This is a genomic window from Clostridium sp. (genome assembly GCF_022482905.1).
Taxonomy (GTDB): Bacteria; Bacillota; Clostridia; order Clostridiales; family Clostridiaceae; genus Clostridium_B.
Genome location: NZ_JAKVOI010000001.1, coordinates 3,310,364 through 3,336,919 on the forward strand (window position 1 = coordinate 3,310,364; position 26,556 = coordinate 3,336,919).

The window sequence follows — 26,556 nt, forward strand, 5'->3', positions numbered from 1 at the left end:
GAGGAAAAATTATGACTTTAAAAATAGGTGTTATTGGAACAGGTGCGATTGGACAGGAGCATATTCACCGAATAACAAATGTGTTGTCTGGGGCTGAAATTGTGGCTGTAACTGATATAAACAAGGATCATGCGAAAGAAGTTGTTAAAGTTGAAAACCTGAATGCCGAGATATATGAAAATGGAAATGAACTTATTAAATCTCCAGATGTCGATGCAGTAATTGTAACATCCTGGGGACCTGCACATGAGGAATCTGTTCTAGCGGCAATTGATGCTGGCAAATATGTTTTTTGTGAAAAACCATTAGCTGCTACAGCAGATGGTTGCATGAGAATTGTCGATGCTGAAGTAAAATATGGCAAGAGACTGGTACAAGTAGGTTTTATGAGACATTATGACAAGGGATACAATCAATTGAAAGACATAATTGATTCTGGCAATATTGGACAACCATTAATAGTACATTGTGCACATCATGCTCCTGAAGTTGATGATAAATATACTACCGATATGGCAATTACAGATACTGTAATTCATGAAATCGATATACTAAGGTGGCTTCTGGATGATGATTATGTTTCAGTTCAGGTACTTTATCCAAGAAAGACTAAGTATGCACTAAGCCATCTACAGGATCCGCAAATTGTGCTGATGGAAACTAAAAAAGGTATAAGGATTGATGTTGAAGCATTCGTCAACTGTCAATATGGATATGATATTAAGTGCGAAGTAGTTGGAGAAACAGGTATAGCTCTTTTGCCTGAGCCTGCTAGTATACTTATGAGGAGCAAGGCAAAAAAATCAGTAGAAATTCTCATGGACTGGAAAAAGAGATTCAAGGATGCTTATGATATTGAAATCCAGGGATTTATAAATTCAGTTAATAATAATAAATTAACTGGTCCTTCAGCATGGGATGGTTATGCAGCAGCGGTGACTGCAGATGCATGTGTTAGAGCTCAGCAAACTCGTGGAATAGTTCCAGTGGTTATGAAAACACGTCCTGAATTTTATGATAAGCTGTAGGATTTAGAAGCAAGTATAGTTGTTAGTATGTATGTATTGAATTTTAAAAATAAAAAATAAATATGGAGGGGAAATATGAAAATATGTTTTAATGAAGCAACGACTATGAAAAAATCAACATTAGAAAAAGATCTGGAGCTATGTGAAAAACATGGATATGAATTGATTGAAATTAGGACGATGGATAAATTAAAAGAGTACTTGAAGAATCATAGTGTTGATGATCTAGCAAGATTTTTTGAAACTCATAGAATCAAACCATTTGCATTTAATGCATTAGTATTTTTCAACAATAGAAGTGTGGCTGAATATCAAGAAATAAAAAAAGAATTGCAATGTATGTGTGAAATTGGACAGAAGATTGGATGCAAAAACATAGTAGTTGTTCCACTTGTAGGAGAACAAAAATTCACAAAGACTCAAATCAAGAAAAGTTCAGTTAAGGTATTAAATGAACTAGCTGATATTGCAGATAAATATGGGATTAGGCTTGCTATAGAATTTGTAGGACATCCTCAATGCACAATAAATACTTTTGGACAGGCATATGATATCGTGAAAGCTGTAAATAGGGATAATGTCGGTTTGGTTTTGGATTGTTTTCATTTTCATGCCATGGGATCAAGAATAGAGGATTTACAAAAAGCTGATGGGTCTAAGATATTTATACTTCATATTGATGATACAGAAGATTTCCCTATTGGCTCTCTAGTTGATGAAGACAGATTGTGGCCTGGAGAAGGTGCTATAGACCTTGATTCAATATTGAGTACGTTAAAGAAGATTGGTTATTCCGATATGGTATCCATAGAAGAATTTAGACCTGAATATTATGAATTGGATATAGAAGATGCAATAAAGATTGGAAAAGAAAAGACAGAAAGAGTTATAGGAAAATATTTTAGTATTGATTAGTATATTTCTATAAAGTAAAAAGCTGTAAAGTGGTGGATACCTAAGTATCTACCCTTAAATTTTATTTATAAAAATATGACTTTGGAATGTGTGAGATTCTGAGTAAGAGTGAACAGGAGGAAGTTGAAATGCTCAAGATCAGACAGAATGAACAATTTAAGCTTGGATACAACTCCATAATTAAAATAGATGAAATTGAAGATAATGCACTTGTTGATTTTGGTGTATTGAGATTGGGAAAAAATCAAGCTGAAATTTTTAAGGAGGATAAAAAAGAAATGGCATTTCTTCTTATACAAGGGGAAATTATATTTGAATTAGAGGGGAACAAAAAAACGGTGAAGAGAACGAACTGCTTTGATGAAGAACCATGGGTACTTCATGTTTCAAAGGGAGTAAATGTAATAATTACAGGAGCATGTGACAATTCAGAAGTTGGTGTAATCATGACATATAATAATAAAGTATTTAAATCAAAACTGTACACACAGGAAGATTGCAAACCTGAAATAAGAGGAAAAGGTACTATGAATGAATGTTCAACTAGAATAGTCAGGACGGCATTTGATATTGCAAATGCACCATATTCAAATCTTGTTCTGGGAGAAGTTGTTAATTTCCCCGGAAAATGGTCAAGTTTTCCACCACATTACCATCCACAACCAGAAATATATTTTTATAAATTTACGCCAGAAGGAGGATATGGTTTTTCACAATTAGGAGAAAATGTTAATATAGTTAGAGAAAACGATACAGTAAAAATATTGAATCAAAGAAGACATCCACAGGTTGCGGCACCGGGATATGCAATGTATTATATCTGGATTATAAGAAATTTGGATGGTAATCCATATAGAGGTCCCGTTTTTAATAAGGAATATGAATGGACTAATGACAAAAATGCAAGAATATGGCCTGAAAAATAAAACTATTTATATATTACAAAAAACACAAAACTCCAAATAACATTAGAATATGAATTTAATTATAAAAATGGAGATATGGGGGAATCAAAATGGAACAAAGTATTGAAAAAAAGAGGTTTCTGAAAAGAATATCTATCATATCGACTTTTGGTGGGCTTTTATTTGGATATGATACTGGTGTAATCAATGGTGCTTTGACTTTTATGACAAGATCAGATCAGTTAAACTTAAATTCTTTGACGGAGGGACTTGTTACTAGTGCTCTGTTGTTTGGTGCAGCTTTAGGAGCAGTATTTGGAGGACATTTATCAGATAGATATGGAAGAAGAACAATACTTAAACTTCTTGCTATTATTTTCTTTTTGGCTACTATAGGGTGCTCTATTTCACCAAATGCATCAGTTATAATTAGTTGTAGATTTATATTGGGATTAGCAGTAGGTGGGGCATCAGTGATTGTACCTACATTTTTATCCGAGATGGCACCAACAGATAAACGAGGAAGTATTGTATCACAAAATGAATTGATGATTGTTAGTGGACAACTTTTGGCATATGTATTCAATGCTATCTTGGGAAATTTATTCTCCGACCCAGGAATATGGCGTTATATGATAGCAATAGCTACTATTCCTGCGGTTGTATTATGGTTTGGGATGATGGTGGTTCCTGAGACACCAAGATGGCTGGCTGCTAATGGAAAAAACCAAAAGGCATTGGAAATTTTAAAAAGACTTCGTAGTGAAACAGAAGCAGAAATTGAACTTAAAGGAATACAGGAAAATATTCAAAAAGAAAAAAATCTAAATCGTGCTACTTTTAAGGATTTAAACATTCCATGGATTCGACGTCTTATATTGATTGGAATAGGAATAGGTATTATACAACAAATAGCAGGAATTAATATAATGATGTATTATGGAACAACCGTTTTGGAAAAGGCTGGATTTGGAGTTGGGGCAGCATTGATTGCCAATATAGGTAATGGATCTATGGCAGTTATAGCCACAATAGTCTATATGAGATTTTTTGCAAATAGAATTAAACGTAGATCCATGTTGCTTATTGGATATACAGGAAGTACGTTGTCTATGTTGTCAATAGCTGTGCTTACAAATTTATTAGAAGGATGGAGTATACTCCCATATTTAGTAATTATTCTAACCATGTCATTTCTGGCCTTTTTCCAAGGGACTGTTGGACCAGTAATTTGGCTTGTATTATCTGAAATATTTCCACTTAGATTAAGAGGATTTGGCATGGGGATATCTGCATTCTTCTTATGGACAGCTAATTTTTGTGTTGGACTTGTATTTCCTACGTTGTTGTCAACATTTGGATTATCAGGTGCGTTTATTATATTTGTTATACTTGGAGTTATAGCCTGGATATACACATACAAATTTGTACCAGAAACACTTAACAAATCACTGGAAGAAATAGAAGAATCCTTTAGAAATTATAAAACAGATAATTCAGAATTGCCATTAAAAAATTAGATTAAAAATTTTCAGTTAAGTAAAATAGAAGATAATTTATAGGTGCAGTATATTTTTATAAATTTAAGGTAAGAAAATTTCTTTTATAATTTACTTTCTTCTAATTTTGTTTGAACTGACTAATCCTACTACTTAGAAAGATATTGTTCTTTATTATATAAAAATTATACAATAAAGAGCAATATTTTATTATAAGGTGTTTGATTTTCCTATTAAAAAATGTCCTGTTTTGAGCGAAATGTAAATACAAATTAACCTGTTGTGCTAAAAGATAAATTTTGATAAATAGGATATATACTCCATAGAAATAAGCTAAAGTAACCCTAAAAACTTTATCATATGCTTTTAAGAAAAATTAACCAATTCATGGCGATAAGATTGATTTTTGTTTTAGATTTTAGTTCTGAAATAAATCTATCTCAAATATATCCTTTATCCCCTATTATAGTTACCGGGGATAGGAATGATGTTAAATCCCATACTGCTGCGTGATCATCAATATTGGCAGGAGTTAAGATAAAAAACGAAATAATTATGCTGATTCCTAAAAACTGTGTCAGAAATAATTTATGCACCCTAAAGCATGCTTTTTATTTGCTTGTTGACAAATGATTCTAAATTATAATATAATAATACCTATTAACTAAAAATGAGAGGTTTCTAATATGGAATTGAACGAATGTATAAACTTTTTATTGACAAAGGCACAGCACAATGTATTCCAATATTTAAAATCTGATCTTGCAAAATTTGATGTCACCCCGGTCCAATACGGAATATTGAAATGTCTTTGGACCCAAAGTGGTCAGACCCCTAAACAAATGGCGGACGTTTTGGGATTGGATGGATCTACTATTACTGGAATACTTGATAGAATGGAGAACAAGAAACTTTTAAAAAGAACTGAAAATCCTGAAGACAGGAGGACACTCAAGGTTGTTATTACAGACAAAGGGCTCGAACTACAAAAACCGATAGAGGGGGTAGTGGATAGATTTAACGAATACATGCTTGGAATATTCCCAGAAAAAGATAGGGAAAAGTTTAAAGAATTTTTGAGATTAATAGCAAATAGATAATTTTCTATGTTCTGGGATATCTTGATCTAACTTTTAAAATGTTAATTGCTGGTACACAATTTGATATGCTCCCTTCTAAGTGGACAAGTGAAACAATAAAAACTTGTGTATTTGGAAGGGAGCATTTTCATGCCATTTAAACATAGAATTATTATCTATAAAATTCATATAATTTCTCCATAAACCATATTTCAATATATAGTGCCAGCAATTCTTGTATACAAATTATTAGTTGACAAATAATTTGTATACAAGGTAAAATAATATAAGAATATATATTAAGTGTTATTTGAATTGTAAAGGTTTAAAAAATTCAAAAGGGTGGAGGTATATAAAATGATTGGAATTGCTATTAGTTGGTGGGGTGCTGTACTTGGTTTGGTTCTTGCAATAGTATTGATTCTAAAAAAAGTAAATGCTGTATATGCTCTTTTTGCAGGTTCACTTATAGGTGGAGTCGTAGGTGGTGCAAGTTTAAATCAGACAGTTACAGTCATTATCAATGGTACCAATAGTGTAATGCCTGCTGTAGTACGTGTATTAACTGCTGGAATATTGGCAGGGGTGCTTATTGAATCTGGAGCAGCTGAAAAGATTGCTGAAACCATAGTGGAGAAACTTGGCGAGAAAAAGGCGTTATTGGCTATTGCTCTTGCAACTTTGATAATAACTGCCGTGGGAGTGTTTGTAACTGTTGCAATTATTATAGTAGCACCTATTGCATTATCTGTAGCCAAGAGAGTCGGTATTTCAAAGACTGCAGTACTTTTGACCATGGTTGGTGGAGGAAAAGCCGGTAATGTAATGTCACCAAATCCAAATACTATTGCAGTGGCCAAAGGTTTCAATCTGGAATTGACCCAGGTTATGATTGCAGGATTTATACCTGCCTTAGTTGGTTTAATAGTAACTTGTATTGTTGGTAAATTGCTGAGTGAAAAGGGTACACAGATTAAGGACTCTGATTTAGTTGTAAAGAAAACATCGGATAATGATAATGAAGAAAAACCAAGCTTTTTAAAGGCTATGGTTGCACCTATAGTGGCAATTGTATTATTAGGTATAAACCCCATTGGCAGCATTTTGAATATAGAATTTCTCAAGAAGATCAGCATAGATTCCATGATAATTCTTCCTGTAGCTGGTCTGGTTGGATTGGTAGCCATGGGAAAAGCTAAAAATATCCTTAAATATACTGCATCAGGATTGAATATGATGTCCAGTACAGCAATTCTACTAATTGGAGCAGGATCTATAGCAGGTATTATTTCCAATTCTAATTTAAGTTCAATTGTAGTAAATATTATTAAGACATCAGGTATATCCGGAACATTGCTGGCTCCAATTTCAGGTATATTAATGGCGGCTGCTACTGGTTCCACATCTACCGGTGCAATTTTGGCCACAGGATCATTTGAAAAGGCAATTTTGGCAATGGGTGTAGCGCCTATAAGTGCAGCAGTAATGGTCCATACTGGTGCTGTAGTAATAGATCACCTGCCACATGGAAATTTTTTCTTGGTATCTGCTCAGTCAGTCAAAATGGATATATCGGATCGTATGAAACTTATACCTTATGAGTCAATAGTTGGAGGAAGTATATGTCTGACGGCTACTGTCATATATGGGTTTCTAATGTAATATAATAAATATGTAATCCATGTAAATTAATTATTTTTATAAAATTTTCTAAAATACTTGTTGACAAATAGTTTGCATACAAGTAAAATTAAATTAAACGTTAACATAAATAAATTTACTGAATTAATAAAATAATTGCCATCTAAATGGCATAAAGTGGGGGTAATATAATGGAAAATGTTCTTTTTAAAGAGGAAAGCGGTATAGCTTATGTTACTATCAACAGACCTAAGGCACTCAATGCACTCAACAGTGATACACTGACAGAACTTGGCTCAGTTGTGGATGAAATATCCAAGAAACAGGATATTAAAGCAGTAATAATAACCGGAGCTGGAGAAAAGTCTTTTGTAGCAGGAGCAGATATAGCTCAGATGAGCAAGCTTAATTCCATAGAAGCAGCGAATTTTTCAAGACTGGCACAAAGAGTATTTTCGGAAATAGAAAATTTACCTCAAGTTGTCATAGCAGCTGTTAATGGATTTGCACTTGGAGGTGGCTGCGAACTTGCTATGGCTTGTGATGTAAGATTTGCTTCCAGGAAAGCTAAATTTGGACAGCCAGAAGTTAACCTCGGCATACTACCTAGTTTTGGAGGTACTCAGAGGTTGCCGAGACTGGTAGGAAAAGGTATAGCAAAAGAATTGATATTTTCCACTGACATGATAGATGCTCAGGAAGCATATCGTATAGGACTTGCAAATAAAGTTTTTGAGCCTGATGAATTGATACAGAAATCCGAGGAATTTGCAAAGAAAGTAATGAGCAAATCACCGTGGGGGGTTAGATTGGCCAAGGCTTCAATAAATAATGGCCTTGATGTAGATTTAGAGGCCGGACTTAAATACGAAGCAAATTCATTTGGATTGTGCTTCTCTACAGAAGATCAAAAAGAAGGTATGAATGCTTTCCTGGAAAAGAGAAAAGCCAACTTCAAAGACCGTTAAGTTAAATCATGTACTTTCAATATTTGTTTGTTAACTTTGCGAAATTGTAAAAGGAGTGGTTTATAATGGGATTAAAATTTTTAAAATCTTCTGAAGCAGCTGAATTGGTTAATGATGGAGACTTGATCGTTACCAGTGGATTTGTAGGAAGCTTACAAGCTGAGGCACTTACGATAGCACTGGAAAACCGTTTTAAGGAGACAGGTCATCCAAGAGATTTGACTTTAGTGTATTCAGCTGCCCAGGGAGATGGTAAAGGCAAGGGTGCTGATCATTTTGCACATGAAGGGCTTATAAAAAGAGTTGTTGGTGGACACTGGAATCTGTCACCTGCATTGGGAAAAATGGCAGTTGAGAATAAAATAGAAGCCTATAATCTGCCTCAAGGTACAATATCTCAGCTGTATAGAGATATTGCGGGAAAGAGAATTGGAACTATAACTCATGTTGGTTTGAATACGTTTGTGGATCCAAGAATTTCAGGAGGAAAATTAAACGATATAACCAAGGAAGATATAGTAAAACTCATAAATATAGAAGGAGAAGAAAAGCTGCTTTATAAATCCTTCCCTATTGATATATGTTTTCTGAGAGGATCATATGCAGATGAGAATGGCAATATTTCGCTGGAAAGAGAAGTAGCTACCATAGATGTACTTTCAACAGCACAGGCCTGCAAAAATACAGGTGGAATTGTAGTAGTGCAGGTTGAAAAAGTAGTAGCATCAGGTATATTGGATCCTAAACTTGTAAAAATACCGGGTATATATGTTGATGTGGTTGTAGTCGCCGAACCTGAATATCATGAACAATTTTTCGGTTGTAAAGGATTTGATCCTGCGTTGACAGGTGAAGTAAAAATACCTGTTGGGAACATAGAAAGCCCTAAGCTAAATGCAAGAAAAATAATAGCAAGAAGGGCAGCTATGGAACTTAAGCCGGATGCAGTTGTAAATCTTGGTATAGGAATACCGGAGGTTATATCTCTTGTAGCCAATGAAGAAGGAATAGGCGGGTATATGACTATGACTGTAGAGGCAGGACCGATAGGAGGCGTTCCTGAAGGAGGATCGGCTTTTGGAGCAAGTATAAATGCAGAGGCGATTATAGATGAGGCTTACCAATTTGATTTCTATGATGGTGGCGGAACTGATCTCGCATTTTTAGGCCTGGCGCAGGCAGATAAATATGGAAATATAAATGTAAGTAAATTTGGACCACGTATAGCCGGCTGCGGAGGATTTATAAATATAACCCAAAATGCAAAAAAAGTATTTTTCTGCGGTACATTTACCGCAGGTGGATTGAAGATAGAAACAGGAGATGGAAAACTGAAGATAACTCAAGAAGGAAAGGTATCCAAGTTTTTAAGTGAAGTTGAGCAAATTACATTCAGTGGGGAATATGCAAGAAAGACAGAACAGCCTGTTATGTATATAACTGAAAGAGCTGTATTTGAATTGAAAAGTGACGGATTGTATCTTACCGAAGTGGCTCCGGGAGTGGATATTGAAAAGGATATACTTAGACTGATGGAATTCAAACCTAAGATAGACAAGGTAAAGACAATGGACGAAAGAATTTTTTATGATAAATTGATGGGATTAAAAAAATAAATTATAAATTTTAGGAGGATACACATATGAATTTTGAATTATCGGAAGATCAGAAGCTTATACAGAAAAAAGTTAGAGATTTTGCTGAAAAGGAATTGAAACCGATAGCAATTGAGAACGACCGGACTAGTGAATTCCCTGTAGATGTATACAAGAAGATGGGTGAACTTGGATTTATAGGACTTCCTTATCCAAAAGAATATGGTGGTTATGGAGCAGATTATTTATCTTATGCAATTGCAGTAGAAGAGGTATCAAAGGTACATGCCTCCATGGGAATATCCTATTCAGTTACAACATCTTTGTGTGCAGGTGGAATAATTAATAATGCATCGGAAGAACAAAAGAAAAAATATCTTCCGGATTTATTGACAGGCAGGAAATTTGGTTCTTTTGGAATGACGGAACCAGGGGCCGGTTCAGATGCGTCTGCGGCAGTAACAACAGCTGACAGAAAAGGGGATTACTATATATTAAATGGTACTAAGTGCTTTATAACAAACGGACCTCTTTCAGAAACATTCCTGGTATTTGCAATAACTGACAAGAGCAAGGGACCTAAAGGTGTGTCGGCATTTATAGTAGAAAAAGGATATCCTGGATTTTCAATAGGAAGAATTGAGGATAAATGCGGAATAAAAGCAGCACAAGTATCAGAATTATTATTCGATAACTGCAAAGTACCTGCAGAAAATCTGGTATCTGAAGAAGGAAAAGGACTTAAAATAGCATTGAGCACACTGGACGGAGGAAGAATAGGTGTAGCAGCACAGGGACTTGGAATAGCAGAGGGAGCCTTCGAACTTGCAAAACAATATATGAAAGAGAGAATTCAGTTTGGAAGACCACTGTTCAAACAGCAGTATCTAGCATTCAAGATGGCAGAGTTGGATCTTGAAATAGAACAGGCTAAATATATTCTCTACAAGGCAGCTATAGACAAACAGGAGGGAAGACCGTATGGTGTACCTGCAGCAAAGGCAAAAATAGCATGCACGGATGCAGCCATGCACGTAACAACTGAAGCAGTTCAGATGTTTGGTGGAAATGGATACATGAGAGAGTATGAAGTTGAGAGAATGATGAGGGATGCCAAGATAACTCAGATATATGAAGGAACAAATGAAATACAGAAACTGATAATAAGTGGACAGCTTTTCAGATAATCTTGTGTTTTAAAATTATTTGTTGAATTTAATGAGTTGATAAGTAATAAATTATATCCTGTAAGATGGGCACGGGAGATAGCGTGCATCATCTTACAGGGTGTTTTTCGTAATAATATTTTTCAAATATTATGTTAAAAAATTTACAATGATTGTTGACAAATTTTTTGTATGCAAGTAAAATTAAATTAAACGTTAACACAAACAAATTCATTCAATCTACATAATAATTGCCACTTGAATGGCATAAAATAGAGGGGTGATATAAGGAGGTGATGTAGAGGACGATATAATGAAAAAATGTTCTTCCTAGAATAAAAAATATTGAAATTCTCTGGAGAGCTGACAAATTATTAACACATAGTTGTCAATTAAAAGATATAAGGAGGTAAAATGAATGGATTTTACATTGACTAGGGAACAGGAACTTGTAAAACAAATGGTAAGAGAATTTACAGAAAATGAAGTCAAACCCCTGGCTGCCGAAATAGACGAGACAGAAAGGTTTCCAAGAGAAACAGTAGAAAAGATGGCCAGATACGGCATGATGGGGATACCTTTCCCGGAGGAATATGGCGGGGCGGGTGGAGACACCCTGTCTTATATAATAGCTGTGGAAGAACTTTCCAAGGCCTGCGCCTCAACGGGAGTCATACTCTCGGCACACACATCGCTCTGTGCATCGCTTCTCGAACAGTTCGGCACGGAAGAACAAAAACAGAAATATCTGGTTCCCCTTGCAAAGGGAGAAAAGATAGGTGCATTTGGACTTACAGAACCCAATGCAGGTACGGATGCATCCGGACAGCAGAGTCTGGCTGTACTTGAAGGAGACCATTATATACTGAACGGTCAGAAAATATTCATAACAAACGGTGGAGCTGCAGACATATTCGTGGTATTTGCAATGACAGACAGGAGCAAGGGAAATCATGGCATATCAGCATTCATACTTGAAAAGGGAATGCCGGGCTTTTCAATAGGAAAACTTGAAAACAAAATGGGAATAAGGGCATCATCAACTACGGAGCTGATATTCGAGGACTGTATAGTTCCAAAGGAGAATCTTGTAGGAAGAGAAGGAAAAGGTTTTGGAATAGCAATGAAGACTCTTGATGGAGGAAGAATCGGTATAGCAGCACAGGCACTTGGAATAGCAGAAGGCGCCCTGGAGGAAGCAGTTGAATACATGAAAGAAAGAAAACAGTTTGGAAGATCACTTAGCAAGTTCCAGGGGCTGGCATGGACTGTTGCCGATCTGGATACTGAAATACAGGCTGCAAAATACCTTGTGTACAAGGCAGCATTGAGCAAGGATGCACATGTATCCTATACAGTAGATGCAGCAAGAGCCAAGCTTATGGCAGCAAATGTTGCCATGGAGACTACAGCAAAGGTTGTACAGCTCTTTGGAGGATATGGATATACAAAGGACTATCCAGTAGAGAGAATGATGAGAGATGCAAAGATAACTGAAATATATGAAGGAACCTCGGAAGTACAGAAAATGGTCATTTCAGGAAATATATTTAAATAGGAGGAACGCCTAATGAATATTGTTGTTTGTTTAAAACAGGTACCGGACACAAATGAAGTCAAAATAGATCCAAAAACAGGAACGCTTATAAGAGAAGGTGTTCCTTCGATAATAAATCCAGATGACAAGAATGCACTTGAGGAATCAATTGCAATTAAAGAAAAAACAGGTGGAAAGGTTACAGTAATAAGCATGGGACCACCCCAGGCAGAGTCGGCACTGAGGGAAGCACTTGCAATGGGTGCAGACGAGGCAATACTCATATCTGACAGGGCTTTTGCAGGAGCAGATACCTGCGCCACAGCATATGCACTTTCAGGAGCACTCAGGAAACTGGACTACGATATAATTTTTGCAGGAAGACAGGCAATAGACGGAGATACCGCACAGGTTGGACCTGAAATAGCAGAATTTCTGGGAATACCGCAGATAACTTATGTAGAAAAGGTCGATGTGGATGGAAGTACGGTTACAGTTAGAAAAGCATGGGAAGACGGGTATGAAACAGTGAAAGTCAATACGCCGGTACTGCTTACTGCTATAAAAGAATTGAACAATCCAAGATATATGCATATGAAGAATATATTTAAAATCTTCAACAAGGAAGTAAAAGTGTGGAGCGCTGCCGATCTTGAAGTTGACAGGGAACGTCTTGGACTTAAAGGTTCTCCTACGAAGGTAAAGAGATCAGCTACAAAAGAAGCAAGAGGGGCAGGAGAGATTGTCAACAAGCCGGTAAAAGAAGCAGCAGCATATGCAATTTCAAAATTAAAAGAAAAGCATGTTATTTAATTGGGGGGGATTCGTAATGAATATAGCAGACTACAGAGGTGTATGGGTATTTGCTGAACAGAGAGACGGTGAACTTCAAAAAGTAGCTCTGGAATTATTGGGAAAAGGAAGAGAACTTGCAGACAAATTAAAGGTTGATCTGACTGCAGTACTTCTCGGAAGCGATATAGATGATGCCGCAGAAGAATTGACTGCGTATGGAGCAGACAAGGTGCTGTATGCAGACAGTCCGCTATTGAAACACTATACTACGGACGGATATACAAAGGTAATTGCAGACCTTGTAGAAGAGAAAAAACCGGAAATAGTACTTATAGGTGCAAGCTTCATTGGAAGAGATCTGGGACCAAGACTGGCAGCCAAACTCGTTACGGGACTTACAGCCGATTGTACCGGACTCGACATAGATGCGGAGACGAACAATCTCATGATGACAAGACCGGCTTTTGGTGGGAATCTTATGGCAACAATAGTTTGCGGGGACCACAGACCGCAGATGTCAACAGTAAGGCCGGGGGTTTTCGATAAACTTGAGAAAGCCGATGTGAAGGCTGACAGGATAGAAAAAGTGAGCGCAGATGTTTCAGAGGACGACATAAGGATAAAGGTACAGGAAGTAGTGAAACTTGCAAAGGACGTAGTGGATATTGGAGAAGCAAAGGTAATTGTATCCGGAGGAAGAGGGCTTGGAAGCAAGGAAGGCTTTGAAGTTCTGAAGGAACTGGCAGATGTGCTTGAGGGAACTGTAGGTGGTTCCAGAGCTGCTATTGACAATGGCTGGATAGACAAGGCATATCAAGTTGGACAAACCGGGAAGACGGTAAGGCCGGCACTCTATATAGCAGTTGGAATATCAGGAGCAATACAGCACCTGGCAGGCATGCAGGACAGTGGATATATTGTGGCTGTAAACAAGGATGAAAATGCTGCAATAATGAAGGTGGCTGACCTTGCCATTGTAGGAGACTATACCAAGGTCATACCTGAACTTGTAACTCAGATTAAAGCTTTGAATGAGTAATTGTTGTTGAATTTAATAATTTAGAGGTAATAGACTACACCCTGCAGGATGATATGCATCTGTCTTGCAGGGTGTAGTCTGTTACTTCCTAAAATATATAACATTTGTAAAGAGTAAGGAAAGTATTGAATAGCACAGGGAGGCACTACAATATTGACTGAAGTTCCTGAAATGTTTGGTGCAGAGACAATATTTATGAATAGGGCGGAAAATAATGGTGTGTTTGAAAAGACAGTTCACTTGATAAATGATTTTAAAGAGTATTTTATTAGGTACAATCAGCCTATATATGAAAATCCTTCGCCTGGAAATAAGGTAGGTGGTATAACTACGCTTGAGGATAAATCACTTGGATGCACTCAGAAATCAGGGACTGCTACAGTTGTAGATGTGCTGAAATATGGGGAGACACTCAAAATTAGGGGACTGAATCTTTTAAGTGCACCTGGAAATGACCTGGTTGCGGCATCAGCTCTTGCAGCAGCTGGCTGCCAGTTGGTTCTGTTTACTACAGGCAGAGGAACTCCATTTGGAAGTTTTGTACCAACGATGAAGATATCTACAAATTCAGCGCTTTTTAAGAAGAAACCTCACTGGATTGATTTCAATGCAGGGGTTTTGGTTGAAGATTCATCAAGAAAAGATGTTCTTGAAAATTTTATCCAGTATATTATCAAAGTTTCTAGTGGAGAAAAGGTAAATAACGAAAAGAATGATTTCAGGGAAATAGCAATATTTAAAACTGGTGTAACATTGTAATGTGAAAGGACTTGACTTTTCAGTCAAGTCCTTTTTATCTTTCATGCTGACTGCTCATACCCTCATTGACACCTTTTCTCACTGTCACTGCTAGGGCTTCTTTGAACACGAGTTTAGCATGACGGTATATTACAATATAGATGATAAAATTTTAATTCCTTTCTCCATTTCCCCAATTTTAGTATTTCCGTAGCCAAAAATCAGAGAATGGTCATATGGCGTATAAGGTTTCGTGGATAAATAGTGTTTATTAATTGCAGCAATCTGTATTTCTTTGTTTTCAATTTTATGCATAAGGATATTGTTGAAACATGTATCATCAAAAGATGCCACAAAATGCAGACCTGCTTCTGCACCAGAGATTGCCACATGACTATCAAATGTATGGTTAAGGCAGAAAATTAAATGATTTCTTTTTTTTAGATACAATTTTCTCATTTTTCTAATATGATGTTCAAAAAGGCCGGTTTCAATAAACTCTGCCAATGTCAATTGTTCAAGGATCGGAGAGTGCAGGTCTGCTACAAATTTTGCATCTTTCATTTGCTTGCAAAGGCAATTGGGTAAAACCATATATCCTATACGTAACGCTGGCATGAGGGTCTTAGAAAATGTTCCTACGTAGACAACCCGTTCAGGATCCAAATACTGCATCGATTGTATTGGATTACCATCAAAACGGAATTCGCTATCATAATCATCTTCTACAATGTAGGCATTGTGTTTTTGAGCATATCGTATCATTTCAATTCTTCTTCCAACAGGAAGAATGACACCTGTTGGAAATTGATGACTTGGGGTAGTGAAAATAAGTCTGGGGGGATTATCTGGTAATTCGGATGTAACCATACCATGTTCATCAAGTCTTATCGGCTTTATTTGTATATGATTACTTTCCAAAGTATGAAGAATACCATAGCTCAAGGGGTTTTCAACTAAAGCATAGCAATCAGGAGGTACTAGTTGGCACAATAAGCTAAACGATTGAGCAGCACCATTTGTTATTAAAATATTCTCAGGAAATGTGCAGGCACCTCTGGCGCGATTCAAGTAAAGCGAAATTTGTGTCCTTAATTCATAATCACCAAAGGGATTTTGATAATCCATTTGAGATGGTTTTATGTCAAGGGCAATATTATGATACATTTGTGCCCACTTTTTTATTGGAATCTCATCTAAATCTGGAATACCTGTACGAAAAGATATGATGTTGGAGCTTTGGTGCTTTTTATTATTCTTCTCTTTTTGTATATTTCCTATTCCTACTCTTTGAAATTGAATACCGTCAGAAACATATGTGCCAGAACCACTTTTGGAATAAGCATATCCTTCGGATATCAGTTGTTCATAGCTTTCAACCACCATATTTCTTGCTATATTTAGATATTTAGATAATTCCCGTGATGATGGTAGCTTTTCTCCCGGCTGTAATGTACCACAAAGTACAGATTCTTTAATGAAACTATATATCTGCTTTGCAAGAGAATCCTTTGATTCTCTATCAATATTTATGTAAATCATGTATAATCTTCTCTCTAAAGTGGTTCTATAAAAATATCTAAAATGTGGAACTTATCAGAACCAATATTTTATGATAAATTATACTACAGAATGAAACTAAAGTAAAATCAGGAGGACAAAAATGATTGAAATACATCCCAATATGAATAACCAATATCAGAATACATTTTTCGGAATACTTGTTTTGCAAAACTTTTATGGGCAGCCTGGCAGGAAAGATGTTTTTAGCAGATTTACTTATGACGAATTGGAGAGTATTCGAAGTTCCCATTCAAATTATGACAGAAAAGCTTTTTGTAAAACTGATGAAGTAGTAAATCCTTATGTCCGGTATTACAAGAAATTTAAAAAAACATATCATGTGCTGCTCCAGCTCGAATCCATTCTAAATGGTAAAGATTTTCCGGATGCAATCCCACTGGTTCAGGCCCTGTTTATGACAGAGTTGAAAACATCCTTGCTCATTGCAGGTCATGATTTAAAAAAATGTCATCTTCCTCTCACAATACAGATGTCAAAAGGTGGTGAAACCTGTTTGGGTGCAGGAAACCGTGGTATCGTATTAAAACCAAAGGATATTTGCCTTAGAGACCAGAAGAATTATATATTGAGCATTATTTATGGTCAGGATGATACTACACGCATAACAGAAAAAACAACGGATGTACTTTTTTTAATTGATGGGGTTCCCGGGCTGGACAAATGCCATATAGAAAAAGGGCTTGAAACTCTGTTGAGATATGTTCGTGTATTTGCACCTGATACAGTTCCTATAGATATGAGAGTAATAGGTACGTCAGCTATGCAAGGCGGCGAAAATCAATGAATACATATACTTTTTTTATTACGTCATTTATTATTATTTTAATCCCTGGTGCAGGGGTCATATATACAATTTCTGTTGGGATTTCTAAAGGTAAAAAAGCAAGTATGATTGCTGCATTTAGCTGTACAGTAGGAATTGTTCCACACCTGTGTATAAGTATTGCTCTCTCTTCATTACTTGTAAAAATGAGCAGTGAAGCATTTACGATTATGAAATTACTTGGCGCATTATATTTACTGTACCTTGGTGCCGGTATGATGCTTTCCAAGACAAAGCTAAAATTGGAAAATACAAAAATGGAAGATAGGCCTATTTCCATAGTTTATCGCGGAATACTGATAAATCTTTTAAACCCGAAGTTGACATTGTTCTTCTTTTCGTTTTTACCGCAATACGTAAATTCATACGGAATGAATTATGTCATTGAGAGTTTGATATATGGACTTTCTTTTATGATTCTCACACTTATCGTTTTTATTGGTTATGGAATATTGGGTGGAACTGCAAAGAAGTTGATAATCAACTCTCCAAAAAGAATAAATTTGTTACAGAAATTCTTTGGTATTATCTTCGTTATTTTTGCAGTCCAGCTTACATTAAGTCCATTTTAATTTACAAATTAAAATAAGAAGTATGTGCAGTTGATTAGTACAATTTCAAAAAATTATGTCAATCTGGGCCCGAAGCGTCGTACTGCCCTGGTTGTCGTTTGCTGCCGTTTCTATAACAAGGTAAAACCACTAGTTTGGCTAGTGGTTTTTTATTATGGAATTTTACTGGCAGATTTATTGAAAGAAATATATAATATTTGTAAAGAGTAAGGAAAGGAAGGTATACTAATATGGATTATAGCTTATTGATTTCCAAGGCTTTGCAGGGAAGAGAAAATGCCTATGCTCCTTATTCCAACTTCAAGGTTGGAGCGGCTGTACTTACTGAGGATGGAAAAATATATACAGGATGTAATATAGAAAATGCATCCTATGGGGCAACAAATTGTGCAGAGAGAACCGCCATATTTAAAGCAATATCCGATGGATACAGAACCATAGCTGCCATTGCAATAGTGGGTGATGATAATAAGTACATCTATCCATGCGGCATTTGCAGACAGGTAATATCGGAATTCGCTTCAAAAGATACAAAAATAATTCTTGGCAAGAATGAAAATGAGTATATTGTTAAAACATTGGATGAAATTCTACCGGGAGCCTTTACTAAAAATGATCTTTTAAAATAGTTATTGTGAAAGAAGGAGTTATTTATGAAACCATTTGAAAGAATACATATTATAGTCATGGATTCCGTTGGTGTTGGAGAGGCGCCGGATTCACATAAATTCGGTGATTTTGGGGTAAATACGCTAGTGCATACGGCTCAGAGAAAAGATGGTTTGAATATGCCCAATATGGCAGGGCTTGGATTGTCAAATATATGTGAAATAAAGGGTATAGAAAAGGCTCGAAATCCTAAAGCGTACTTTGAAAAGATGCAGGAGGCGTCCTGCAGCAAGGATACTATGACAGGACACTGGGAAATGATGGGCCTGTACGTTGATAAACCTTTTCATGTATTTCCGGATGGGTTTCCTGAGGAATTGATTGAAAAGATACAGAAATTTTCCGGTAGAAAGGTCATAGGAAACAAACCTGCCAGTGGAACTGAAATTATAAAAGAGTTAGGGGAAAGACAGCTTGAAACAGGTGAGCTTATCGTTTATACGTCTGCGGACTCCGTGCTTCAAATTGCCGCACATGAAGAAATCATACCATTAGATGAGTTATACAAGGTTTGTAAATACTGTCGTAGTATTACACTTCATGAACCGTATAAACTTGGGAGAATTATTGCAAGACCGTTCGTAGGAGAAACCTCAGATACCTTCAGGAGAACTCCCAATCGCCATGATTATGCTTTGAGACCTTTTGGAAAAACTGTAATGGATTATTTGAAAGAGAATGATTTTGACTGTATTTCAATTGGAAAGATTGTGGATATTTTTGATGGAGAAGGTATTACAAGATCTATCAGAACGAAATCAAATATGGATGGAATGGATAAGCTCGTTGAACTAATGGATGGAGAATTCCATGGGATAAGTTTTACAAATCTAGTTGAATTTGATTCAGCTTATGGACATCGACGTGATCCAATCGGCTATGGAGATGCATTGGAAGCGTTTGACGGAAGACTCGCCGAAGTCTTAAAAAAAGCTCGGAAAGATGATCTGATAATGATTACGGCAGACCACGGGAATGATCCTACATACAGAGGAACGGATCATACGAGAGAATTTGTTCCATTGCTTGTTTACTCAAGACGATTCAAGGTGGGAAAAGACCTGGGTATCCGCAGGACATTTTCAGATATTGGTGCAACGATTGCAGATAATTTTAGTGTGAAGATGCCTGAATATGGTAAAAGTTTTTTGAAACAATTACTGTGAAAGGAAGATAAAAATGAGAATGGTGGATATAATATCGAAAAAACGGGATGGAAAAGAATTAAGCAGGGAGGAGATAAACTTTTTTATAGAAGGTTATACTGGAGAAACAATTCCGGATTATCAGGCAAGCTCCCTTGCAATGGCCATATACTTTCAAGGTATGAATTATAGCGAAATGTCGGATCTCACCATGGCAATGGTAAAATCGGGAGAGACAATTGATTTATCTGAAATCGCGGGAATAAAAGTGGATAAACATTCTACAGGAGGTGTGGGCGATAAAACAACTATTGTACTTGCACCTCTCGTTGCATCATTAGGTGTACCTGTTGCAAAAATGTCAGGACGGGGTTTAGGATACACCGGTGGTACTATTGATAAACTTGAATCAATTAGCGGGTTTCGGACTGAAATCATGACGGATAAATTTATAGATCTTGTTAAGGACAATGGAATTGCTATTATGAGTCAAACCGGGAATCTTACTCCAGCAGACAAAAAATTGTATTCTCTTAGAGATGTAACTGGTACGGTAAATTCAATACCATTGATAGCAAGTTCTGTAATGAGCAAGAAGATTGCAACAGGAGCAGATGCAATAGTATTGGATGTAAAGGTAGGTTCAGGAGCCTTCATGAGGACATATGAAGATGCTGAAAAACTGGCTCATTCAATGGTCAGAATAGGAAATAGTCTAGGAAGGAGGACCATGGCTGTAATTTCAGATATGTCACAGCCTCTTGGATTTGCAATAGGAAATGCACTTGAGATAAAAGAAGCCATCGATACATTAAAGGGAAATGGCCCAGGTGATTTAACAGAACTTGTTTTAACTATCGGAAGTCAGATGGTTGTATTGGCTAAAAAAGCGGACACCCTTGGTGAGGCCAGAGCAAAACTTGTCGAATCCATAAAAAGAGGGGCGGCTCTTGAAAAATTCAAGGTATTTGTTAAAAGTCAAGGTGGAGATCCGTCTGTTGCAGATAATCCTGCAAAATTGCCACAGGCAAGATATGAAATTGATGTACCGGCACAAAAAAGTGGAATTGTATCTCATATTGCAGCTGATGAGATTGGAGTTGCAGCAATGCTTTTGGGTGCAGGCAGGGCTGTAAAAGGAGATAGCATTGATCCAGGTGTCGGACTTGTTCTACATAAAAAAATAGGTGACAGGGTCAAAAAGGGTGATACCGTTGTTACTGTTTATGCAGAGAGTGAAGACGTAGATGATATAAAAGACAGGATTTATAGAAATATTTCTATTGGAAGTTGTGCTGAAAAATTGTATCTTATACACAAGATGATTATAGAATAAATATCCCACTACAGAAAGGGGAATAATCTATGCAGAATTTAAGTAATAGCCTTAGTAGAAAAGAGAGGGTATACTTTAAGTTAAAGGAACTTAGCGCTGCTCTATCCAGAAATGAAATTACTTCTTCTGAAAGAATTGGATTTGAAACCAGATATGTAGCACAGCAATTAAATATAAATAGGAATAATGCCAGTAAGGAACTGAACGTTCTTGTAAAAGAAGGTAAAGTGATTAAGATTCTGGGCAAACCTGTATTATATATGGATAAAGAATATATAGAAAAAAAGTTGAACATAAGAATCAAGAATCCCATAATAAAAAATTTCGGCGATATTGTAAATAAGAAATCTGTTGCCTCAAAAGGCAGTAAACATAGTGACGGATCTTTATATAATAAATCAATTAATAATATATTTGATAATCTCATTGGTTCGAATGAAAGCTTGAGGTCTCAGGTAAAACAGGCAAAGGCAGCTATATTATACCCTCCAAAAGGATTACATACTCTGCTTATAGGTCCTACAGGAGTAGGAAAGACTACTTTTGCTGAAGTAATGTACAGATATGCAATAGAGAAAGGAAGATTGAATGGGAATTCTCCCTATGTAGTTTTTAATTGTGCTGATTATGCTGAAAATCCACAATTGCTTTTATCACATCTTTTTGGACATTCAAAGGGAGCTTTTACAGGGGCAGATACGGATAAAAAAGGACTGATAGATAAATCAAATGGTGGAATATTGTTTTTAGATGAAGTTCACAGACTTCCTGCTGAAGGACAGGAAATGCTTTTTTCCATAATGGATAGAGGTACTTATAACAGATTGGGTGAATCTGAAAATACAAGAAGAGCTGACGTGCTTATTATTGCTGCTACAACTGAAAATCCGGAATCCGTTATGTTGAATACATTTTTGAGAAGAATTCAAGTTGTTATAAAGCTTCCAAGCCTGGAGAACAGAACTTTAAGAGAAAGAATGGATTTTATATGTCAGTTTTTTAGCGAAGAGTCTATAAAAATAAAAGCACCGGTAAAGATACCCAAGGAAGTTTTAAAAATACTTTTATTATATAAATGTTCAGGAAATATAGGACAGTTGAAAAATGATATAAAGCTCATATGTGCAAATGCATTTTTGGATTATATTACGGAAAACAAGGATTATGTGGAAGTAAAAGTATCCCAGCTATCTGACAGGTTTAAAGATGGCTTGTTTTCAATTGATAATAAGCGATATGAATTGGCTCAGAATTTCAATCTTAACGATTTTGGTAACATAGTATTTGAGGGAAAAAATGATAAATCGAATGCAAAGATAAATAATATCTTTGTATATGATGACTATAAAATCAAGGATGATTTATATGAAACCATGCTGCAGAATGCACAGAAGTTTTATGAAAGTGGTATGCCTACCAGTGAGATCAAACAGAATATGAATAAAAAAATAAAAGAGTATTTCACTAATAATCAAGGGAATAATATGTCGGAAAAAGTTACTTTAAAAAAAGAAATACTTTCTAAAATAGTGACTCCTGAAATTGTAGATATTGTACAAAAATCCTTTGAAGAAAACGATTATAAATTTGATGGGGCAGATTCTAAAATAATATATAGCCTGGCACTCCATATAGAGACTCTTTTGGAGAGAATTAATCTAAATCAAATTGTGATATACCCGAATATAGAAAAGGCATATAGTGAACATGAGAAAGAATACGGCGTAGCAGTTACCATAAAGAAAAAACTTGAAGAAAAATTTTCAGTTGAAATTCCAGAAGATGAAATAGCATTTATTACCATGTTTATATATTGGGTGAATGAGAGCAGGGCTAAAGGAAACATACAGGTCTTGGTTATAGCGCATGGATACGGTACTGCTACAAATATGGTAGAAGTTACAAAAACACTTTTGGGATATAATTGTATCCATGCGCTTGATATGCCATTGGAGGAAAAAGTTGAAGTGATTTTGGAAAAGGCAATTCAAACTGTAAAGAAAATAGATAAAGGCAAAGGTGTATTGCTTCTAGTAGATATGGGTTCTCTCACTACTTTTTCCGATATAATTACAAATAAAACAGGGATACCGACAAAATATGTAAAGATGGTAAGTACACCCATGGTTATTGAAGCGGCTAGAAAAGCCATGGAACCTAATATGAACCTGGATGTACTGGTAGACAGCGTAAAAAATATGAGTCAGCTTATAGGAGAAAGAGTGAAGATTGACAATCCTCCTGTCCAAATTGATAATTTCAAAATTGGATATCATGATAGAACAATCAATATGCTTGAAGGTATGCTGACTTTCCTTGATGTAAAAAAGGTATCTGAGGTTATGGATAAAGTTATCAGAAATATAGCGCAGGATATTCATAAAAATGTAGATGATATATTATATATAAAATTTTTATTCCACTGCTCATGTATGATAGAGAGAGTCATAAGAAATTATCCTCTGCCGTATAAAAATGTCTTGAGTATTAAAAATGAAAATAGGAATCTTTTTTCTGTAGTTAAAAGTAGATTTAGTTTAGTAGAAGAAGTTTTTGGAATACAGGTTCCTGACTCAGAATTTGCGTATATAGTCGAGATGCTGAATTCCGGATTTAATTAGAAGTTTATATAGAATATGAAGTATATGCAGACCATGTTATAAAATATAAATGGTCTGCATATTTTTTTTGATACAGTTTTGATACAGTTTTGATACGCATCTTTGATACACATTGCAATTTAATACACATTTGCAATGATAAATTTTTACTTAAAGAATATTACTGCTTGTTAAAGACAAAAGTTCCTTTGAGAATGTGCTTTGATACACATGCTATTTAAATCTTTGGCACAAATATTGCTTTTAAAGAATATCGAGATTAAAAATATATCTAGCTTTTATAAATAACTATATAGGAAGTGGTGATTTGATGATTGGGGTACTGGTAATAACACATGGTAACTTTGCAACCGAGATTTTGAAAACAGCTGAATTAATTATAGGAGAACAGAAACAGGCAGCTTCTTTAGGACTGCATTATGGTGACAGTATTGAAGATTTTTCTTTGAAGGTTAAAGACAGTATAGAAAGTCTTGATGATGGAGAAGGAGTGCTGGTATTTGCAGATCTTTTTGGTGCCAGTCCATATAATGCTGCAGCATTTAGTGCGAATAAAGTAAAAGATACTGATTTTAGGTGTATAACTGGAGTTAATCTACCGATGCTTTTGGAAGCACTTACTAGCAGAAATGGATCAAATCTAAATGATCTGACGGAATTATGTATTAAATCAGGAAATGAGGGAATAAAAGAATTATTTAATCAAATTAAAATAAATAGGGAGTGAAGTATTATGTTGAATATTGTTCTTGCAAGAATTGATGACAGACTAATCCATGGACAGGTGGCCACGGCGTGGTCAAAGGTTACTAAAGCCAATAGAATTATTGTAGTAGATGATGAAGTGGCAAAAGATTCATTTATGGAGATGGTTTTAAAGTCTGCAGCACCAAGTTCTCTGTCCGTTGATGTACTTACAGTAAACGATGCCGCAAAAGTGATAAATGGTGATGATACAGGAGAAAAGGTAATTATACTTGTAAAGACACCATTGACCGTTGTTTCCCTTATAAATTCCGGTGTTGATATAAAAGAACTTAATTTGGGAGGCATTGGAGCAAGACAGGGCAGAAAACAATTATATAAAAATATTTCTATTTCGGAGGAAGAAAGAGCAGCTTTCAAACAACTTATTGACAAAGGTGTAAACGTATTTTTGCAAATAGTTCCTGATGCAAAACAGATAGCTGTAGCTAAACTTCTTTAACATAGATATAAAATAAATTTGAGGAGATGAATAGTATATGCATATTTCTTTGCTACAGGCAATACTAATCGGTATATTTTATTATATTTCATGGAGTCCATGGTTTACTTATGTTGGATTCTTTACATTTAACAGGCCGCTGCTTGCCGGATTCATAACTGGAATAATACTGGGACAACCGCTTGAAGGTGCATTGATAGGAGCTGGAATAAATGTTATCTATCTTGGATTTATATCTGCAGGAGGAGCTCAAATGGGAGACCCATCTTTTGCAGGTTATATTGGTACAGCATTGGCTATAGCATCCAATCTGGATGTGAAAACTGCTATGGCAATATCGGTTCCTCTTGGAACTATTGCAACTGTATTGTGGATAGGAAAAATGACGATCAATTCATTCTTTGTTCACTGGGCTGACAAGGAAGTTGAAAAAGGTAATATTGACAAGTTGCCTTTTATAAATGTAGTACCTCCACAAATTGTGCTGTTTTTACTTAGTTTTATTCCTGCAATGCTAGTAGCTTATTATGGCCCGACTGCAGTAGATGGAATGCTGAAGGTTCTAAGTCCGAATGTATTACATGTGTTTAACGTAATAGGAGCTATGTTACCTGCACTGGGAATCGCAATGAACCTGAAGCTAATAGGAAACTCTTTTACAATGCCATTCTTTGTTTTGGGAATATTGATGTCCGTATACTTCAAGCTGGATATAGTCATTATTTCTATAATAGGTGTTGTGCTTGCACTGACTATAACTTCTATAAAAAATACCAATTCGGCCGCAAAGGCATAGAAATCAATGTAAGGAGGAATATTGATGAAGGATGCAAATATTGCAGTTGACAGTAAAAATGACAATACAGAAGGTGAAAAAAAACTTAACAGAAAAGATATAATCAAAAGCTGGCTTAGATGGTTTATGTTTGCCCAATCCAATTACAACTATGAAAGATTGCAGGCTACAGCCTTTGCTCACTCAATGCTGCCTGTTATAAAAAAATTATATAAAGATAAAGATGAAAGGAAAGCAGCTGTTCAGAGACATCTTTCATTTTTCAATACAGAACCAATCTGTGGCTCTGTAATACATGGCGTAACTATAGCCATGGAAGAGGAAAAATCCAATAACAAGCCAATAACCGATGAAAGTTTGAATGCTATAAAGACAGGACTTATGGGACCTCTTGCAGGAGTTGGTGATACGCTTACCCAGGGTGTTATAACCCCTATTGTTCTTGCAATATGTATTGGTATAACAAATACACAGAATATACTGGGACCTATAATATTTTTGGCAGCCCAGTATGCCATAATGACGACTATTTCCTTTACTATGTGGACAAATGGATATAAGTTTGGTAAAAAGGCAGTCGAGGAAATATTAAAAGGAGGCAAAATCAACAAGGTAATTGAAGCAGCATCTCTTTTGGGAACTCTTGTAATGGGGGGACTTGTTGGTAGATTTGTAAATTTACAGACTTTTATAACTTTCAAAATGGGTAAAGTAAATTTCAGTCTTCAAAAAGATCTTTTGGATAAGTTGATGCCGGGTCTTATACCACTTGTATTGACACTATTGGTTTTGCATCTGGTAAAAAAAGGTGTTTCACCAATAAAATTGATGGGAATTCTTATAGTTCTTGGAGCAGCTACCGGAATATTGGGAATATTCTAAAATATAGTACAAGGAA

At 35.8% G+C, this 26,556-nt stretch carries 23 protein-coding genes and 2 pseudogenes; 23 read left to right on the plus strand and 2 right to left on the minus strand.

Annotation, left to right across the window (positions count from 1 at the left end; translation table 11 throughout):
• The first annotated feature begins 11 nt into the window (after positions 1 to 11).
• From LKE46_RS16475 to LKE46_RS16490, 4 genes are all read left to right on the plus strand, one after another.
• A complete protein-coding gene (locus tag LKE46_RS16475) occupies positions 12 to 1,028 on the plus strand; it encodes a Gfo/Idh/MocA family protein (RefSeq protein WP_291724904.1) in 1,017 nt (338 codons plus the stop codon).
• A 75-nt stretch (positions 1,029 to 1,103) separates the two neighbouring features.
• Positions 1,104 to 1,943 (plus strand): sugar phosphate isomerase/epimerase family protein, encoded by an 840-nt coding sequence (locus LKE46_RS16480; RefSeq protein WP_291724912.1) that lies wholly within the window; start codon positions 1,104 to 1,106, stop codon positions 1,941 to 1,943.
• Positions 1,944 to 2,071: 128 nt separating this feature from the next.
• On the plus strand, positions 2,072 to 2,869 hold the full coding sequence (locus LKE46_RS16485) for a 5-deoxy-glucuronate isomerase (protein ID WP_291724914.1): 798 nt from the start codon (positions 2,072 to 2,074) through the stop codon (positions 2,867 to 2,869).
• Positions 2,870 to 2,958: 89 nt separating this feature from the next.
• Positions 2,959 to 4,368 carry a sugar porter family MFS transporter gene (locus LKE46_RS16490; protein ID WP_291724916.1) on the plus strand — a complete coding sequence of 470 codons (1,410 nt, stop codon included), beginning with the start codon at positions 2,959 to 2,961 and terminating at the stop codon, positions 4,366 to 4,368.
• 422 nt (positions 4,369 to 4,790) lie between these two features.
• Here LKE46_RS16490 and LKE46_RS17805 read toward each other — a convergent pair.
• A pseudogene (locus LKE46_RS17805) lies at positions 4,791 to 4,889 on the minus strand (IS982 family transposase); the annotation flags it as partial.
• A gap of 144 nt (positions 4,890 to 5,033) precedes the next feature.
• Between LKE46_RS17805 and LKE46_RS16495 the strand changes: the two are divergent.
• The 9 genes and pseudogenes from LKE46_RS16495 to LKE46_RS16535 form a co-directional block, all read left to right on the plus strand.
• Positions 5,034 to 5,447 (plus strand): MarR family winged helix-turn-helix transcriptional regulator, encoded by a 414-nt coding sequence (locus LKE46_RS16495; protein ID WP_291724919.1) that lies wholly within the window; start codon positions 5,034 to 5,036, stop codon positions 5,445 to 5,447.
• A 336-nt stretch (positions 5,448 to 5,783) separates the two neighbouring features.
• Positions 5,784 to 7,088, plus strand: coding sequence for a GntP family permease (locus LKE46_RS16500; protein ID WP_291724922.1), 1,305 nt, complete (start codon positions 5,784 to 5,786; stop codon positions 7,086 to 7,088).
• Positions 7,089 to 7,258: 170 nt separating this feature from the next.
• Positions 7,259 to 8,035, plus strand: coding sequence for a short-chain-enoyl-CoA hydratase (locus LKE46_RS16505; RefSeq protein ID WP_291724925.1), 777 nt, complete (start codon positions 7,259 to 7,261; stop codon positions 8,033 to 8,035).
• Between the two features lie 65 nt (positions 8,036 to 8,100).
• Positions 8,101 to 9,651 (plus strand): acyl CoA:acetate/3-ketoacid CoA transferase, encoded by a 1,551-nt coding sequence (locus tag LKE46_RS16510; protein ID WP_291724928.1) that lies wholly within the window; start codon positions 8,101 to 8,103, stop codon positions 9,649 to 9,651.
• 26 nt (positions 9,652 to 9,677) lie between these two features.
• A complete protein-coding gene (locus LKE46_RS16515; protein WP_291724931.1) occupies positions 9,678 to 10,817 on the plus strand; it encodes an acyl-CoA dehydrogenase family protein in 1,140 nt (379 codons plus the stop codon).
• Positions 10,818 to 11,214: 397 nt separating this feature from the next.
• Positions 11,215 to 12,354, plus strand: coding sequence for an acyl-CoA dehydrogenase (locus LKE46_RS16520; RefSeq protein ID WP_291718319.1), 1,140 nt, complete (start codon positions 11,215 to 11,217; stop codon positions 12,352 to 12,354).
• Between the two features lie 12 nt (positions 12,355 to 12,366).
• Positions 12,367 to 13,146 carry an electron transfer flavoprotein subunit beta/FixA family protein gene (locus LKE46_RS16525; protein ID WP_291724933.1) on the plus strand — a complete coding sequence of 260 codons (780 nt, stop codon included), beginning with the start codon at positions 12,367 to 12,369 and terminating at the stop codon, positions 13,144 to 13,146.
• Positions 13,147 to 13,162: 16 nt separating this feature from the next.
• Positions 13,163 to 14,167, plus strand: coding sequence for an electron transfer flavoprotein subunit alpha/FixB family protein (locus LKE46_RS16530; protein WP_291724935.1), 1,005 nt, complete (start codon positions 13,163 to 13,165; stop codon positions 14,165 to 14,167).
• 129 nt (positions 14,168 to 14,296) lie between these two features.
• A pseudogene (locus LKE46_RS16535) lies at positions 14,297 to 14,926 on the plus strand (altronate dehydratase); the annotation flags it as partial.
• A gap of 129 nt (positions 14,927 to 15,055) precedes the next feature.
• Here the strand turns inward: LKE46_RS16535 and LKE46_RS16540 are convergent.
• Positions 15,056 to 16,447, minus strand: coding sequence for a PLP-dependent aminotransferase family protein (locus LKE46_RS16540; protein ID WP_291724937.1), 1,392 nt, complete (start codon positions 16,445 to 16,447; stop codon positions 15,056 to 15,058).
• Between the two features lie 121 nt (positions 16,448 to 16,568).
• Here LKE46_RS16540 and LKE46_RS16545 point away from each other — a divergent pair, with 121 nt between their 5' ends.
• The 10 genes from LKE46_RS16545 (at position 16,569) to LKE46_RS16590 (ending at position 26,540) form a co-directional block, all read left to right on the plus strand.
• Positions 16,569 to 17,273: a phenylalanine--tRNA ligase beta subunit-related protein gene (locus LKE46_RS16545; RefSeq protein ID WP_291724940.1), complete on the plus strand. Its 705-nt coding sequence runs from the start codon at positions 16,569 to 16,571 to the stop codon at positions 17,271 to 17,273.
• Positions 17,270 to 17,884, plus strand: a complete 615-nt coding sequence (locus tag LKE46_RS16550; protein WP_291724943.1) for a LysE family translocator — start codon at positions 17,270 to 17,272, stop codon at positions 17,882 to 17,884. Before LKE46_RS16545 ends, LKE46_RS16550 begins: the two co-directional genes overlap by 4 nt.
• 230 nt (positions 17,885 to 18,114) lie before the next feature.
• Positions 18,115 to 18,513: a cytidine deaminase gene (locus LKE46_RS16555; protein ID WP_291724946.1), complete on the plus strand. Its 399-nt coding sequence runs from the start codon at positions 18,115 to 18,117 to the stop codon at positions 18,511 to 18,513.
• 24 nt (positions 18,514 to 18,537) lie between these two features.
• Complete coding sequence (deoB, locus tag LKE46_RS16560; RefSeq protein ID WP_291724949.1) at positions 18,538 to 19,719, plus strand: phosphopentomutase; 1,182 nt, start codon at positions 18,538 to 18,540, stop codon at positions 19,717 to 19,719.
• A 13-nt stretch (positions 19,720 to 19,732) separates the two neighbouring features.
• Positions 19,733 to 21,034, plus strand: a complete 1,302-nt coding sequence (locus LKE46_RS16565) for a pyrimidine-nucleoside phosphorylase (RefSeq protein WP_291724951.1) — start codon at positions 19,733 to 19,735, stop codon at positions 21,032 to 21,034.
• 29 nt (positions 21,035 to 21,063) lie between these two features.
• Positions 21,064 to 23,655, plus strand: coding sequence for a sigma-54-dependent transcriptional regulator (locus LKE46_RS16570; protein WP_291724955.1), 2,592 nt, complete (start codon positions 21,064 to 21,066; stop codon positions 23,653 to 23,655).
• Positions 23,656 to 23,965: 310 nt separating this feature from the next.
• On the plus strand, positions 23,966 to 24,382 hold the full coding sequence (locus LKE46_RS16575) for a PTS sugar transporter subunit IIA (protein ID WP_291724957.1): 417 nt from the start codon (positions 23,966 to 23,968) through the stop codon (positions 24,380 to 24,382).
• A 6-nt stretch (positions 24,383 to 24,388) separates the two neighbouring features.
• Entirely contained in the window at positions 24,389 to 24,862 is a 474-nt protein-coding gene (locus LKE46_RS16580; protein ID WP_291724960.1) for a PTS system mannose/fructose/N-acetylgalactosamine-transporter subunit IIB, read from the plus strand.
• Positions 24,863 to 24,899: 37 nt separating this feature from the next.
• Positions 24,900 to 25,658 (plus strand): PTS mannose/fructose/sorbose/N-acetylgalactosamine transporter subunit IIC, encoded by a 759-nt coding sequence (locus LKE46_RS16585; protein ID WP_291724963.1) that lies wholly within the window; start codon positions 24,900 to 24,902, stop codon positions 25,656 to 25,658.
• A gap of 24 nt (positions 25,659 to 25,682) precedes the next feature.
• A complete protein-coding gene (locus LKE46_RS16590) occupies positions 25,683 to 26,540 on the plus strand; it encodes a PTS system mannose/fructose/sorbose family transporter subunit IID (protein WP_291724966.1) in 858 nt (285 codons plus the stop codon).
• Positions 26,541 to 26,556 lie beyond the last annotated feature (16 nt).